Origin of the sequence: Cohaesibacter gelatinilyticus (genome assembly GCF_900215605.1) — a bacterium.
Classification (GTDB): Bacteria; Pseudomonadota; Alphaproteobacteria; order Rhizobiales; family Cohaesibacteraceae; genus Cohaesibacter; species Cohaesibacter gelatinilyticus.
Genome location: NZ_OBEL01000001.1, coordinates 205,196 through 219,110, shown reverse-complemented (window position 1 = coordinate 219,110; position 13,915 = coordinate 205,196). Strand labels below are relative to the sequence as shown.

The 13,915-nt window shown below is 50.0% G+C and carries 13 protein-coding genes and 1 riboswitch; of the genes, 4 read left to right on the top strand and 9 right to left on the bottom strand.

Features of this window, described 5'->3' with window-relative positions; genetic code table 11:
* Window positions 1–236 precede the first annotated feature (236 nt).
* Window positions 237–348: riboswitch (SAM-I-IV-variant riboswitch) on the top strand.
* 59 nt (window positions 349–407) lie between these two features.
* A complete protein-coding gene (locus CRO57_RS00960) occupies window positions 408–764 on the top strand; it encodes a hypothetical protein (RefSeq protein ID WP_097151541.1) in 357 nt (118 codons plus the stop codon).
* Window positions 765–775: 11 nt separating this feature from the next.
* Here the strand turns inward: CRO57_RS00960 and CRO57_RS00955 are convergent, their stop codons facing one another.
* The 7 genes from CRO57_RS00955 to CRO57_RS00925 all read right to left on the bottom strand — a co-directional run bounded on the left by CRO57_RS00955 (window position 776) and on the right by CRO57_RS00925 (window position 8,056).
* Window positions 776–1,897, bottom strand: coding sequence for a glycoside hydrolase family 3 N-terminal domain-containing protein (locus tag CRO57_RS00955; RefSeq protein WP_097151540.1), 1,122 nt, complete (start codon window positions 1,895–1,897; stop codon window positions 776–778).
* Window positions 1,898–2,017: 120 nt separating this feature from the next.
* On the bottom strand, window positions 2,018–3,004 hold the full coding sequence (gene hisG, locus CRO57_RS00950) for an ATP phosphoribosyltransferase (RefSeq protein WP_097151539.1): 987 nt from the start codon (window positions 3,002–3,004) through the stop codon (window positions 2,018–2,020).
* Between the two features lie 17 nt (window positions 3,005–3,021).
* Window positions 3,022–4,164: an ATP phosphoribosyltransferase regulatory subunit gene (locus CRO57_RS00945; RefSeq protein WP_210200722.1), complete on the bottom strand. Its 1,143-nt coding sequence runs from the start codon at window positions 4,162–4,164 to the stop codon at window positions 3,022–3,024.
* Between the two features lie 51 nt (window positions 4,165–4,215).
* A complete protein-coding gene (gene hisS, locus CRO57_RS00940; protein ID WP_097151537.1) occupies window positions 4,216–5,682 on the bottom strand; it encodes a histidine--tRNA ligase in 1,467 nt (488 codons plus the stop codon).
* 214 nt (window positions 5,683–5,896) lie between these two features.
* On the bottom strand, window positions 5,897–6,526 hold the full coding sequence (locus CRO57_RS00935; RefSeq protein ID WP_097151536.1) for a DNA-3-methyladenine glycosylase I: 630 nt from the start codon (window positions 6,524–6,526) through the stop codon (window positions 5,897–5,899).
* A 120-nt stretch (window positions 6,527–6,646) separates the two neighbouring features.
* Window positions 6,647–7,297 (bottom strand): TenA family protein, encoded by a 651-nt coding sequence (locus tag CRO57_RS00930; RefSeq protein ID WP_097151535.1) that lies wholly within the window; start codon window positions 7,295–7,297, stop codon window positions 6,647–6,649.
* Between the two features lie 21 nt (window positions 7,298–7,318).
* Window positions 7,319–8,056 (bottom strand): protein phosphatase CheZ, encoded by a 738-nt coding sequence (locus CRO57_RS00925; protein WP_097151534.1) that lies wholly within the window; start codon window positions 8,054–8,056, stop codon window positions 7,319–7,321.
* Between the two features lie 474 nt (window positions 8,057–8,530).
* Between CRO57_RS00925 and CRO57_RS00920 the strand changes: the two genes are divergently transcribed.
* Together CRO57_RS00920 and CRO57_RS00915 are read left to right on the top strand one after the other, a co-directional pair.
* Window positions 8,531–9,313: a DUF2927 domain-containing protein gene (locus CRO57_RS00920; protein WP_097151533.1), complete on the top strand. Its 783-nt coding sequence runs from the start codon at window positions 8,531–8,533 to the stop codon at window positions 9,311–9,313.
* 291 nt (window positions 9,314–9,604) lie between these two features.
* Window positions 9,605–10,351 carry a L,D-transpeptidase gene (locus tag CRO57_RS00915; protein WP_170955894.1) on the top strand — a complete coding sequence of 249 codons (747 nt, stop codon included), beginning with the start codon at window positions 9,605–9,607 and terminating at the stop codon, window positions 10,349–10,351.
* A 73-nt stretch (window positions 10,352–10,424) separates the two neighbouring features.
* Here the strand turns inward: CRO57_RS00915 and CRO57_RS00910 are convergent, their stop codons facing one another.
* Window positions 10,425–11,024, bottom strand: coding sequence for a LysE family translocator (locus CRO57_RS00910; protein WP_097151531.1), 600 nt, complete (start codon window positions 11,022–11,024; stop codon window positions 10,425–10,427).
* Window positions 11,025–11,178: 154 nt separating this feature from the next.
* Between CRO57_RS00910 and CRO57_RS00905 the strand changes: the two genes are divergently transcribed.
* The gene (locus tag CRO57_RS00905) at window positions 11,179–12,549 is read left to right on the top strand and encodes an aminotransferase-like domain-containing protein (RefSeq protein WP_097151530.1); all 1,371 of its coding nucleotides are present in this window, start codon (window positions 11,179–11,181) and stop codon (window positions 12,547–12,549) included.
* 20 nt (window positions 12,550–12,569) lie between these two features.
* On the opposite strand, the gene CRO57_RS00900 is transcribed toward CRO57_RS00905, so the two are convergent.
* Window positions 12,570–13,856, bottom strand: a complete 1,287-nt coding sequence (locus CRO57_RS00900; protein WP_097151529.1) for a GGDEF domain-containing protein — start codon at window positions 13,854–13,856, stop codon at window positions 12,570–12,572.
* Window positions 13,857–13,915 lie beyond the last annotated feature (59 nt).

The following is a 13,915-nucleotide window of genomic DNA, read 5'->3' as shown; positions in this document are numbered from 1 at the left end:
AGTGAGTGCTGGACAAAAGCAACATCTGTGTTGGCTTTCGAAGAGGCGGTCCCCACAAAATTACCGTCTTGAGAGGTCGTCGGTAACGGCGGCCTCTTTTATGATGATACCCGAAAATTCCTTCATATAGATCACCATGCTTGCGGAGACCATCATCGATTCCCAAATCGAGCCTTAAATCTGTTGGGTATGCAAGACTAAAGTCTTGATTTCTTCGTAAAATCGCCATAGTGTGAGGACTTCATCAAGAGAAGGGCTGGCGCCCTCGCCAACCTGCCAACCGCGGCAAGGTGGCACCGATAATCGGGATGCGGCAAAGTTGGTTTCTTTGCAAGTCAAGCGGACTATCTCCCACTCGTCGCCAGTCTTCCTGAATTCGGCCAGTCTGGCCAGTTTGGAGGATTTGTATGTTTGAAGCTTATGACCCGGAACGGGATTTGAAATTCGAGGCCCTGTTTTCCCAGGTTTCTCACCAACAAGCGATCAAAGAGGTTACGTTGCCCTCTTATCCTGACGACAATTGTCGGATAATCTTGCAAACGGGTTTTCGTACCCGTGTTATGTCCTTTCATTCAGCTTACGCACTTGGAGCGCGGTCAGGTTTTTCACTATCCAGCCTGAAAGAGAGGATTCCTGTTTGTGCAGCCATGATACGAGCGGGCCTGTCTTGTGCGATTGACGAAACCCTATTTGCCGCCCTTGTCTATCATTACGAGGCAGAAGCGCGCCGTATTGCTAACGCCAACAAGCCAAAGCATAAATAGCAAAAAAGCTGCTAACTCCTTCGTGAACGCCATACCCGCTCGGCAGATTGTGCAATCTGTCTGGCGGGTATACGCCCGTCCTGCACAGCCTGTCTGATCCAACCAATCGCTTTTATCGGGAGATCCGGGTCGGGTTTCAAACTGTTGGAGAGAAGCAGCAGATCATAGCCAGCTTGCGCCGCACGGATCGTTGCTTCCGGTAGAGACGCTATCTTTCGGACAGCGCCCATATCCAGATCATCAGTCATGGCCATACCCTGAAAGCGAAGACCGCGACGCAAGACATCTTGAACCAACGGGCGGGAGAATGTGGTCAATTGTCCTTGATCCTGCTCTGCTACACGTACGTAAAGATGGCCAGACATGACGATGTCGGCGAGGCCATGTTGAATTAATTGGGTAAAGGGTTGAAGTTCCTCAGGGTTCCAACTCTGACGAATATCAACAAAGCCCTTGTGACTGTCCTTTTTGGATAAGCCGTGACCAGGGAAATGCTTCAGTGCTGTGTGGATGCCATATTGTCGATGCGCCTGAACGAAAGCTCCGGCATAGGCAGTAACTGTTGGGGCCTTTGCGCCATAAGCCCGGCGATTGCGCCCGATCACCGGATTTGTCGGACGATGCAAATCTACCACAGGCCCAAGATTAAGCGAAAAACCGGCACCTGCCAGCTCTCTCGCTGCCTTGGCATATAAAGCTTGCGCTTGTTGAGGGCTAAGGGTTTGCGCCACCTTCAGTGCGGAGGGCAAGCGCATGAAACCATGCTGTTTGCGAAGACGTTGGACCGCACCACCTTCATGATCAATGGCAATATGCTTGACACCAGATGAAGCAAAGAGCTTATTGAGCTCACGCACATCACGACCAGATCCGATATTGGACCCAAGATAGACGATGGAACTCGCCCGCCCTTTGGCAATATGCCCGGCAATCTGACGCGCAAAGCGACCTCTGGCACTTCTGCCATTGAAACCAACCATCAGGAGAGCACCAATCTGACACTCCAAATCAGCAGCGTTGGCTATCGTGCTGACAGAGAGAAGGGCCGGAGCAGCTAGAGCTAATTTACCCGAATAGCTCAAAAACTCCCTACGAGAAGGGCAGCCTTGTTCCGTCAGCTTTGCCTTCACCATACCGCCTTATCTCCTGCCTGTGATTCATCAAACGTCAACAACCGTTCCGGTTGTTGACGTGCAATATGGTCAAACCATGTCCGTGGGTCTTCCGACGAAGAATATTCAAAGTAACCGGTATCAGAATTTGATGTTCAACCGGGTACGGATGTGATCGAAAAGTGGATTTTGTGCTTCAAAGATATAATCCATTTTCGAGACAGAAACCGATAAAGCTCCCATTTGGCGGAGTTTAGCCGCTACCGAATAGACCGATCCCTCAGCAACATGCAGCTCAACCATCTCTTTTTGCTCGGCGAATGGAGAAGCGATCTCGTTCCTTTCAAATTCACTCAGAAGCTGAGCCGATACTGTTGGAGCATCTTGTATATGGGCACGCACAAGACGACGGGTTCTCGCTGCTTCCTCAGCCTGAATTCGATCAAGAATGGCAGAGAGAGCAGATAGCGCCTGCTCTGACCAGTTTGCGGTCAGGGAGGCCACCAGATTGGCCTCGGAACGCAGCATGATACCGTCGTCGAGAATCTTCAGATTGTTGGCTTCCAGCGTGGAGCCAGTTGAAGTGATATCGACAATCACGTCGGCTGAACCAGCGGCCGGAGCCCCTTCTGTTGCACCAAGGCTTTCAACGATTTTGTAGTCAACGATACCATGACGAGAAAAGAATGCACGGGTCAGATTGACATATTTGGTGGCCACACGCAGACGGTGACCATAGCGAGCAGGCATATCCAGAGCGACATCGCTCAAATCTTCCATACTACGCACATCAATCCAGGCCTTTGGCGCAGCAATCACCACATTGGCATGGCCAAAGCCGAGTTTGAGCAGAAGGTCGACATAGCTTTCCGGATTGGCGAGATGCTCTCGGACCAAATCTTCACCGGTTACACCAAGGTGAACGGATCCAACCTTCAATTCTTTGGCGATCTCGGAAGCCGAAAGGAAGGCAATCTCAACATTATCGACGCCCTTCAGATGACCACGATAATTTCGAGAACCACCGGGGCGGGCGACCTTCAAACCAGCACGGGCAAAGAATGCGTTGGTATTTTCCTGCAAGCGGCCTTTGGAAGGCACTGCAATGATCAATGGGCTGTTGCTCATGGTCAAAATCCTTCCCTTTATGCCTGAATCCGGCCAAGCCAGATTGAAAAGCCGACCGCTGGAACCGCATGCACCGTTGCACCTAAATCCTGTTTTTCGGCTAGCAAGCCGAGCAGACGGTCATAGCGCCCTCCCCCGGCCACAGGCTTGGCTTCACCTTCCAGACGCAATTCAAAATTGAAGCCGGAGTAATAATCCAGACGGCGGCCAAAATCCGCCTTGAAGGCAACATCACCCTTGCTATCTTGCGCGGAAAGCATGTCAGCGATCTGGTTGCATGTCTCCAGGAAAGCTTCTTTCGCCTTGCCTAACACCATACCATGACGGCTTTCAAAGTCTGAAAGGCAGGAAGCCAGATCGTTGATGGAGCATTGAAGGTCCAGATAGTCTTTTAGAATGGCCAGCTTTTCACTGTCCCATCCGGCATTCGCAGCCAGTTCAGCTTTTTCCAAATAACGCTCGGCAATATCGCTGATCGAACGACCACCAACGGCGGTAAGACCGGCTATCTCGAGCATTTCCTCCACTGCTGCTGAGACATCTTCAGCTGCCTTGTCTTCCAAAATGCGGGCAAGGCCAGCAGATGCACCATGATCGTGCGAACCACCAGTCGCCAGACGGCCCAGCATCCGATCCAACACATCACGTTCACCAAATGCCCCTTCCAGACGGCGTTGCCAAACCTTTGGTGCGTTCAGCTCTTCCAGCAATGCCGAGAAGAGCGCACGATCACCAATGATGACCTCTGCATCCTTGCCGGAGAGATCTTTTACGGCGGACACAGACAGAGCGAGACTGCGTGCATTCAGTGCAGCTCCTCCTTCCGGGTCAATCATCTCAATGCCAGCTTGATGAAACTCGCCCGGCTGATCATCTTCACGCTGCCGGAATACCGGTCCAAGATAGGCGTAACAGCCTTTGCGGGCAGCATCGCCTGTTTGCAAATGATGCAAACAAGATGGAATGGTGAATTCTGGGCGCAGTGCCATTGTCTGACCATTGGCACCAGGAGCTGCGTATAAGCGACGACGGATATTTTCACCAATCAGGTCCACGAACAGATCGGCGTGATGGAGAATGGGCAGCTCAATTGGAGTGGCTCCGGCGCTTTGAAACAAAGCGGCAAGCTTGCTGCGCATTTCTTCGCTCACATAAGTCACGGTGACGACCTTTCTGTCCTTAACTCACATCTGTCATTGGATTGGGATAGGTTACTTTGCGCTCTCGCGGTCCTTGGCCTGAGCTTCCAGCATTTCTTTGACCTTGGAGACCAGATCCCCTTCAGGAACCTCGATCTGTGCCGGGCGGCTTTCTCGCCAGGTCTGGTTGTCTTCGATCTCTGCCGACAGGCGCTTGCCTTCTTCCAGATCCTTGATCTGGATAACACCTTGCTCACGCTCGTCAGATCCTTGAATGATTGCAAGCGGACAGCCACGCTTATCGGCATATTTAAGCTGATTACCGAACTTCTTCCAGTTGCCCTGATACATCTCGGCGCGAATGCCTGCGGCACGCAGATCCATGACCATTTTCTGATAATGGCCAAGAGAGGCCACATCGCCATCCATAACAGTGACGAGCACTGGTGGCAGGACCGTATCATCACCCAGTTTACCGAGATTCTTAAGTGCCGACATCAAACGGGACACACCAATGGAGAAACCCGTTGCTGGGACATCGCGCCCCACAAAGCGTTTCACCAGACCGTCGTAACGACCACCGCCACCGACGGAGCCAAATTGCACGACTTCGCCTTTTTCGTTGGTCACATCAAAGAGCAGCTCGGCCTCATAGACCGGACCGGTATAATATTCCAGACCACGCACGACTGACGGATCAATTTTGACCCGATCCTCGCCATAACCGCAGCTTTCGAAAATGGAACGCATGGTCTCCAACTCTTTTTGACCGTCATTTTCAATAGTCTCGCTGCCCGCCATATAACCAAGCACCAAATCTGCATTCTCATCGGAAAGACCTGCACCTTTTGTAAAGTCACCAGATTCATCCTTACGGCCTTCTCCGAGCAGAAGCTTCACGCCTTCAGGGCCGAACTTATCGAGCTTATCGATAGCACGCAGCACAGTCAGGCGGGTTTCGGCATGTTCATCACCATCAAGGCCGATAGCATCCATCAAACCATCGAGCACTTTGCGGTTGTTGACGCGGATCACATAATTGCCGCGCTCAATGCCCAGAGCCTCCATGGTGTCAGCCATCATCATGCACATTTCAGCATCGGTCTGAACGCCCGGCGAGCCAACGCTGTCGGCATCAAATTGCATGAACTGGCGGAAACGACCTGGGCCAGGCTTTTCATTCCGGAACACATAGCCAGCACGATATGAGCGGAAAGGCAGCTGAATTTCGTTGATGTTTTCTGCGACATGACGCGCCAACGGAGCCGTCAAGTCATAACGAAGGCTCATCCATTGCTCGTCATCATCCTGAACGGAAAAGACACCTGCATTGGGACGGTCGGTATCAGGCAGGAACTTGCCAAGACAATCGGTATATTCAAAAGCTGGAGTCTCAATCGGATCGAAACCATAATGCTCGTAGACAGCCTTGATTTTGGCGATCATCTCTTCACCGGCGCGAATCTCGCTTGGCATCCGGTCGACAAATCCGCGCGGCAGGCGGGCCTTGAGCTTCTGGGGCTTGTTCTTCTTTGCCATTTCGGTCAGGTCACTTTCGATCAGATGGACGGAGTTTGCCCAAGATACACCACGGGCTAGATGGGTTTGTCCTAGCCCGAAGCGAAGTGATCTGCAAGAGATGAGGCAGCCTCACATCGAGAATGAAGCCGAAAAGTCACGGAAATGCCACATAACCAGAAAACAACCTGGGAAAAGGCGGAATTTTCCCGCCCTTTAGAGCAAACGTATCTCATCAAATCGGACGCTTGAAAGCGGCTCTAGCTGCTTCGATTTTTTCTCTGCAATAACATCCTTCCAGATGGTCATTGACCAGTCCCATCGCCTGCATGAAGGCGTAGACCGTGGTTGGGCCGACGAAAGACCAGCCACGCTTTTTCAGATCCTTTGAAATCCGGGTAGAGATATCTGTCTTGCCCAGAGTTCTGGCCGTCTCATAATCCAGCTTGGCGGGACGCTCTTCCGGTTTCGGCTCCTGACGCCAGAAGTAAGCAGCCAGTGACCCTTCTTCCTTGATCAGTTCCTGCGCCCGCTGGGCGTTGTTGATGGTGCTTTCGATTTTCTTGCGATGGCGAACGATACCTGCATCTTCAAGACATCTCTCGACATCCTCGTCGGTAAAAGCCGCTACCTTGTCAATTTCAAAATTGGCAAAGGCTGCGCGAAAATTTTCGCGTTTTTTCAGGATCGTGTACCAGGAGAGACCGGACTGAAACCCTTCAAGGCAAATTTTCTCGAAAAGAGTACGATCGTCGCCCGTAGGATTGCCCCATTCATTGTCATGATAAGCAATATAGTCTTCCTTGCCGCCATGCCACCAACAGCGCATTCTTCCGTCTTCGCCAAGGATCAAACCATCGGACATGATCTCGCTCCCAAATTGAATTGTTCTTTCTTTGTTCTATTTACATGCAAGGTATATTGTCAAGACGAAATTATCTAAGACATGCTTTAACGCGGTATGATTGTAAAGATAGTCGGTTTTCTAACCATTCTTATAGGCAAGATCGAAAAATTGACGTTCAAGAGACATCGCCTCGATGAAAAGAACTTTGGCAGCTTCCTGCTCATCGATGCTCGCAGCCTCCCAAGCTTTGTCCAGCTGATCACGCAGATAGGCGACCACTCCCTCGAACCCTTCACCCGCATGTAGAGTAATCCATTCGGAGAACCAGAATGGCAAATCGGATTTTGGGGGATTGAACGGCGTCGCCCAGGTCAGATAAGACCATTCAGCCACATTGAGGACAGCCAACATCTGCAGATATGAGCCAGAATTTGCGGCTTTTTTCATCACATCCTGAAAGGCTTGGGTTACCTCTGATGCTGACGCATTTTGGTCATTTGTGCTGATATTCAACGCCTCAAACGAGCGCAAGAAATAAGTATTCTCTGGCCCAGTTATGACTGCGAGAAATTGTGCAGCCGGAACACTATCCGCAAGGCTCGGAGCATGGGCAATCATTGATGCCAACAACCGTACGAAGCCATCTACAAATTTATAGTCCTGCACTAGATAGTAACGCATTTTTTCCAACGGCAAAGTACCGGCGGCCAACTCCTTGCAGAAGGCATGGGTTGTCGCTGCTTGCCAATCTTCATGGGCAAGAGAGCGCAAAAATTCACTTGGACGCATGGAAGCTCCTCGATGAGAAAACTAATCGAACAGGGCGTCGATATCGTCCTGGCTTGCAACACCTTCTTCATCCTGAAGGGCAGGACCGTTCAACAGGGCGGCATCACCGGTTTTCTCCATCGGATTATCGACTTCAATTTCCTGAAAGTGGTCGATACCACCCCAGATTTCCATCATGGATACAATCCGATCTTCGATGAAACGCAAGACATTGACCACCTTCGTGATGCGCTGACCGGTCAGATCCTGAAAGTTACAGGCTTCGAATACCGAAACCACACTTTCGGAAATTTCATGTGTCCAGTCGTCTTCTTCACCTGTCAGGGTTTTGGAAAGTTTGGAGGCATTTTCATCAATAACTTCCGCTGCGGCAAGAATTTGCTCCGTGGCTTGTTCTGTTCCATGAACAATGGCATCCAGTTCATCGGTCACCTTGTTCATTTCCGCACTATGCAGGCCATTTACATGGAGCGTCGCAATTTCGCGCTTGGTTTCAGCAATTGCAGAATAGATTTCATCCATCTCCGCCTTGATCTTGAGCGCTTCGGTCATCTCGCTTTGATAGTTCTCAACTATCGAATTGTTCAATTCCTGAGCAGGTTCAATCAATCGACGAAGGCTCGCCAACTCGGACATGATCTGTCCGTGCTGATCGGAAGACATGACACCAGAGCCAGATGATGAGGCAGAAACAGGTTGATCCGGTAGTGTTTCACCTAAAATCTGCTCGATCCGAAAAGGTCTGTTCGCCCGCGCCATCCCACTCTTCTCCATATTTGCAAAGTCATTTGCAGAGGACCAGCTTTGCACTTCGGCAAAGTTACTGCCCCGACTATAAAAGCAGCTTGGTTAAAAATGAGTTGTCCTATTGTGTAAAAATATCACAATCTTGTTAGCCATATATAACGATCAAATTTGGCATGTTATTGGCCAAAACGAGCTGTTTGACAGACAAATTCCACATTCAGGGATGAAACAGAGCTCCGTATAAATGACATGCAAAAAGGTCACGACCAATTGTAAATCAGCTGTCGTGTGACAATAAATTGCAAGCCTCTTCCGAACCATGATTGACCAACATGCCACAAATGGGCAATTGTTGTGTCACGATATGGATCGCACTCCCAACCTCGATCCAACGGACATGCATATATATGTCTGGACCCCGTAAAGATAAATGTCGGCTTGCCTGTCATTATCTGTTGTAAAGAGTAAAATCTTGTGACCCTAATCATGCCGACCAGACAGATTTCATACCCGTTGGACCGCTTTGTACCCGATGCGAGCGCATTCTTTTTTGCCTGTCTTCTTGGCCTGATGGTCCTTTTTACTACGGACGTTGCTCAATCAGCCCCGGCAAAATATCCGGACGCACTGGTTGCCGATGGCTTTTATCGCACCGTTTTTGGATCTGAAATTCGTGCCTTGAGTTGGGGAAGCCAAACCAACAGGGTCAAGAAATATGTCACTCCCATCAAGATTTGGATTGATAATCGCTCCCGGATCAACCGCAAGGCTCTGGTTCGCCGCTTTGTCTCATCATTGCCTCTTTATATCCCGGCCTTGCAGCTCAGTCTGGTTCGAAACCGCAAGGATGCCAATTTTCGTATTTTCATTGTTGATCGCGAAGACTATGCCTCCACCGTACGCAGGGAAATTTTCCGCAACAATTCAATAGATGTGCCTGGCCAGTGCATTGTGAGAGTGCTCTCTCGCCGATCCGGAATATTGGGAAGCGATGCAGTACTGGTCGCCAATCAAGGCAAAAACCTGTTTCGTCGCTGTATGGTCGAAGAAATTCTGCAAGGTCTTGGTCCTGTAAATGACGATGACAGCCTGATGTATTCCGTTTTCAATGATCGCTCACGCTTTGATCATTTCACCCGGTTTGATCGCCTGATCCTCAACATGCTTTATAACAAGCGTGTAAAACCGGGCATGACTCGTCGACAAGTGGAACCCATCACCATGGACATTCTCCGTGATGCAAAGGCAATTGTATCGAGACGACCATAAGGTCATCTGGCATTTCAATCATGACCACTACCCGGATCCGTCCATTAACCAGTTATCTCTGCAATTTTACGCTTCATTTACGCTGACTCCAATTGATGAGCCCTGCAAGCTTTGATTAACCAATTGCTGGCGTCTTTGCTTTAATTTGAAAGTCGAGGCAAGGGCTGGGTCACTGGAGCATTCGTATTTGTGTTTCAATGGGCCATGCCACCAATGTTGGATGGTAGATATGGTCAATATGACCCAATCAGTCCTGCTCCCTTTTTTGCTTTGACACAGTTAGTAGTGAGTATGTCGATGAAGCGCCTTTGTATGTTTGCCTGTGCCATGTCGGTGGGCCTTTGTGGTCTTACAGTTCCGACACTGGCCAGTTCCGTGCGGTACGCCGCTCCTCCACCCGTTATCTTGAGCCCGGATCGGATTGACCCTTGGGTTTTACAGTTGCGTCCCGGGAAGGCTCGCCCGACTGTGCGTGATAGCCGCCCGCAGGTTTCACGCCGCACAGTTCGGATCAACAATCGTAACTCAACACGAGTACGAGGCCGAACCGAGCGGTTGTCTGCCAAGAAAACAAAACCACGTGTTCGTCAGATGGATCCCCGCTTTCTGCCAACTGTCATAGATTATGACGGCCCGCATAAAGCAGGTACCATCATTGTGAATACCAATGAGCGGTATCTCTATCTGGTCGAGAAAGATGGTACAGCCCGCCGCTATGGTGTGGGTGTCGGCCGTCCGGGGTTTGAATGGGCTGGCAAGCACAAAGTAACACGCAAGGCAGAATGGCCATCCTGGCGCCCACCTGCGGAAATGCGCGCTCGCCAACCTGGTTTGCCTGTTTTCATGGAAGGCGGCCCACGCAATCCACTGGGGGCCAGGGCCCTGTATCTAGGCTCTACACTTTACCGTATCCATGGCTCCAATGAACCCTGGTCCATCGGCAAAGCGGTGAGCTCTGGTTGCATTCGCATGCGAAATCAGGATGTCCAGGACCTTTATGAACGTGTTCGTGTAGGCACCAGGGTGATTGTGCTTTAAGCACATTCACCTTTTTTCAAGACACCCAAAAGGCAGCCATTGGCTGCCTTTTCTCATTTGCATCATTCGTCTGTCATCCTTGGAGCCACAAGGACCAAGCCGTAGAGCCGACCATCAAAATCGCCATGCTGGTAGTGAAGACATGAAAGGCTCGGCCACGCCCCAGCATGCGCATAATGGCAGCGCCAGCCAAAGCCCAGCTGGAATGAAAAACCAATCCCCCCATCGCAAAACCAGCCGCCAAAAAAAGTGCCTCATCCCATAAAGGGCCTGTCGGAGTGAAGTAAACCGAATATCCAATCACACCCATAGCCCAGGTTTTCGGGCTAAGTGGATGGATCAAGGTCCCTTCCCAAAAAGACAATGGTTTGGCTGTTCCTGCTTCCCCCTTTGATAATGTCAAAACCCGCCAGGCCAGATAGAGCATATAAGCCATGGATGCCCCCTTCAGCAGCCAAGTCAACCATCCACCATTCGATAGGACTGCGCCCAGCCCATAGGCAATCAGGATATTCATACCGATAGCAGATAGCACCGCCCCAAGGATTGGACGCAAGGCTGCCTTGGCACCGATCTGCGCTCCAATAGCCATGAATGCCAGATTACCTGGCCCCGGAGTTCCGGTCATAACAGCAACAAAAAGCATGAAAGGGAGTAAGGTGGAAAAATCCATGAGATAGCCTTTAGATACAATCGATACAATTTTCTTGTTTTAATGCTATCTATTGATTTATTGTTTGGTCAAAGATTACATTGTCTCTGAGACAATATTCTGCTCAGAATAAATATCAGACCATTGGCAGCTCATTGCAAACAAGAGATCTATCATGGCTCAAACCCTTAGCTGGCTTCCTGATTTATCCAAACGTGAAGGTCCACTTTATCAAGCACTGGCAGATCAATTGGCCAATGATATTGCGTCTGGACGTCTGGAAGTTGGTACGCGCCTTCCCCCTCAAAGAGCACTCGCGTGGGAACTGGGATGCACCCATGGAACTGTAACCCGTGCTTATGAACGAGCAGAAAAAATGGGATTGGTTCAGGGAGAAATTGGTCGCGGCACCTATGTCAAAGGGCACGAAACCCTCCCCTCGCCTCTTTCGCCGCCTGCCAACCAAGGGGCAGAGCTGGATTTCGCACGAAATTTTTCACTACCACATCTGGATCCGGATCTATCGGCAGCTCTTGGGTATCTTTCCAGCCAATCAGGCCTGAATAGCTTGCTCAATTATGTTCCGGCGGATGGGTTGTTGAGACATAAGGAGGCTGGAGCATTTTTTTTCCGACATTTCGCGGTGACATGCTCCGTTGAGGATGTATTGGTAACTTCCGGTGCACAGCACGGATTGCAGGTCGTGTTGCAAAGCCTGTTTCGCGAAGGAGACTATCTGGCCGTTGATGAACTCAGCTATCCCAATCTGATCAGTGCCTCCCACAGATTAGGCGTTCGTCTTGTTCCTGTTCGACGCGATTGTGAGGGTATGTCGGCTGATCATTTGCAAGATCTTTGCAAAAGACGCTCTATCACCGGTTTGATGGTGCTGCCCAATGTTCACAACCCTACGGGCGAGCAATTGTCCAGATCTCGCTTCGAGGCCCTTGCGGATATTGCAGAACGCTTTGATCTACCCGTTATTGAAGATGACCCTTACAGTGCATTAATGCAGGGCCACAAGCAAAGCCTTACCCAACTCATCCCAAACCGGGTTTGCGCAATTGGCACGACTTCCAAGATAGTGGGCGGTGGCTTGCGCACCGGCTTTTTGTATGCGCCGTCTCGCTATCGCGCAAAGCTGGTAAGAGCCATTGCCGATACCAGCTGGATGGCTTCCCCGATTCTTGCTGAAATAGCAAAATACTGGATCGAACAAGGAGAAATGGAACGCACTTTGGAACGCAAACGCAAGATCCTGCAGCAACGACACAAAATTGCCAAACAAGCCCTTGGACAAGCCGCATTTTTGCTGCCGGACCGCCTATCCTGCTGGTTGGAATTGCCTGATCACTGGAATCCGGCTGTTCTTGAATTGGAAGCTGAGCGACACGGCATTAGCCTGCTGGGAAGTCATCATTTCGTGGTGGGAAATAGTCAAGCTCCAAAAGCTGTGCGCCTGGCGCTGGGCACAGTGGCTGATGATGAGAAATTTTCCAAAGGACTGAAACTGCTTTCCACAATCATACAGCACAATCCGGAATAGAGCATTCCCAATCCTTAGCTTCATGCAAAATGGAGAGAGCGCATTTTCTTGTCGTGATACATACGTGCATCCGCCAAAGCCATCAGAGAGGAATAAGTCCCATCTCCCTCAAAGAAATGCACGACACCAATACTAATGCCCAGATCATTAAATCCAGCCTTGGTCAGAGACTCCTCAATGCTGCTGACCCAATGGCGCAAGTCATCTGATTCCAGACTTCCCGCTCGTGGAAACACTTGTACAAATTCATCTCCACCCAATCTGAAAATCTGAGCTTCTGGTGATCTGTGCTGACGCAAACAATGACCAAACAATGCAAGAGCACGATCGCCTTCTGCATGGCCCATTGTATCATTCAATCTCTTGAAGCCATCAAAATCCGCCAACATTACAACCGAATTGCGCATGGCATGAGGGTCAAACATCGTAGAAATTTCGTCTTTGGTGCGTTCACGATAATCTTCATCCAGACATTCCTTGATGAAAATCTCGCACGCTCTGCGGTTCCCTAGCCCGGTGACAACATCGGTCAAGGATTCCTTTTGGGCTTTTTCTGCCTCTTCTCGAGCCGTGCTTGCTTCAAAATATGGGCCATACAAGTCAGCCATCACTTCCAGAAGAGTACCAACTTCTTTGGCATCCTGAGGGTCACCTTCATGACCAATTATCGCATAGCCAACACAATCACCTTGATGGTTCTTCATCGACATCCCAACGACATACCCCATCCCAGTTTCCATAAAGGGAGCCGGGTCAGCAAAGATGTCACTCAGTGCCTGAAAATGGACAAGCCCGGTACACGGGCAGAATGTTTTCACCGGTTTCGCCGGCTGGAAGAGAGGCTGTTTCAACACATCACCCTCAAAACCAATATCAAAGATGACCTGCTTGGTTTTGTGATCGAGACTGCAAATAGCCATCCAGCGCCAGTCGACATGACTGCGCAAAGCCTTGATTGCAGCCTGTTGAGCGCTTTCATTATCACCGAGATAGGTCATGAAATCCTGACGCATGGCCCGGATCTGGTCTTGTTGACTGGCCTTATATTTACAAACAAAGATTATGTGATCAGACAGGTAGCTGACGGAAATCTGCCAATTATCAAGGCCAATTTCAGGGCTTTTATCGTGATTGGCCTTCGATTTGCAAAGCTTGATCAGGCGATCCAGATGTCTGGATGGAAACAGATTGGACTGATTATTCCGATAGATGCACTCTCCCTGCATATCTATCACAAAAACAGCATCGCTGACCTGATCAAAAATGGTGTAAAGACTATCTGCGATAGTCTTATCCTGCTCTGCCATCACACAGTTCCTATCATCACTCAAGGTCAAGTATGTGGCAAATTGTCTAATATCGAATT

What these genes read in the sequence shown, in the direction of transcription:
- CRO57_RS00910 (WP_097151531.1), bottom strand. Translation starts at nt 11,024, where the DNA reads ATGGATTTTTCCACCTTACTCCCTTTCATGCTTTTTGTTGCTGTTATG.
- CRO57_RS00915 (WP_170955894.1), top strand. Translation starts at nt 9,605, where the DNA reads ATGTCGATGAAGCGCCTTTGTATGTTTGCCTGTGCCATGTCGGTGGGC.
- CRO57_RS00925 (WP_097151534.1), bottom strand. Translation starts at nt 8,056, where the DNA reads ATGGCGCGGGCGAACAGACCTTTTCGGATCGAGCAGATTTTAGGTGAA.
- CRO57_RS00905 (WP_097151530.1), top strand. Translation starts at nt 11,179, where the DNA reads ATGGCTCAAACCCTTAGCTGGCTTCCTGATTTATCCAAACGTGAAGGT.
- CRO57_RS00960 (WP_097151541.1), top strand. Translation starts at nt 408, where the DNA reads ATGTTTGAAGCTTATGACCCGGAACGGGATTTGAAATTCGAGGCCCTG.
- CRO57_RS00920 (WP_097151533.1), top strand. Translation starts at nt 8,531, where the DNA reads ATGCCGACCAGACAGATTTCATACCCGTTGGACCGCTTTGTACCCGAT.
- CRO57_RS00930 (WP_097151535.1), bottom strand. Translation starts at nt 7,297, where the DNA reads ATGCGTCCAAGTGAATTTTTGCGCTCTCTTGCCCATGAAGATTGGCAA.
- hisG (WP_097151539.1), bottom strand. Translation starts at nt 3,004, where the DNA reads ATGAGCAACAGCCCATTGATCATTGCAGTGCCTTCCAAAGGCCGCTTG.
- hisS (WP_097151537.1), bottom strand. Translation starts at nt 5,682, where the DNA reads ATGGCAAAGAAGAACAAGCCCCAGAAGCTCAAGGCCCGCCTGCCGCGC.
- CRO57_RS00935 (WP_097151536.1), bottom strand. Translation starts at nt 6,526, where the DNA reads ATGTCCGATGGTTTGATCCTTGGCGAAGACGGAAGAATGCGCTGTTGG.
- CRO57_RS00955 (WP_097151540.1), bottom strand. Translation starts at nt 1,897, where the DNA reads ATGGTGAAGGCAAAGCTGACGGAACAAGGCTGCCCTTCTCGTAGGGAG.
- CRO57_RS00900 (WP_097151529.1), bottom strand. Translation starts at nt 13,856, where the DNA reads ATGGCAGAGCAGGATAAGACTATCGCAGATAGTCTTTACACCATTTTT.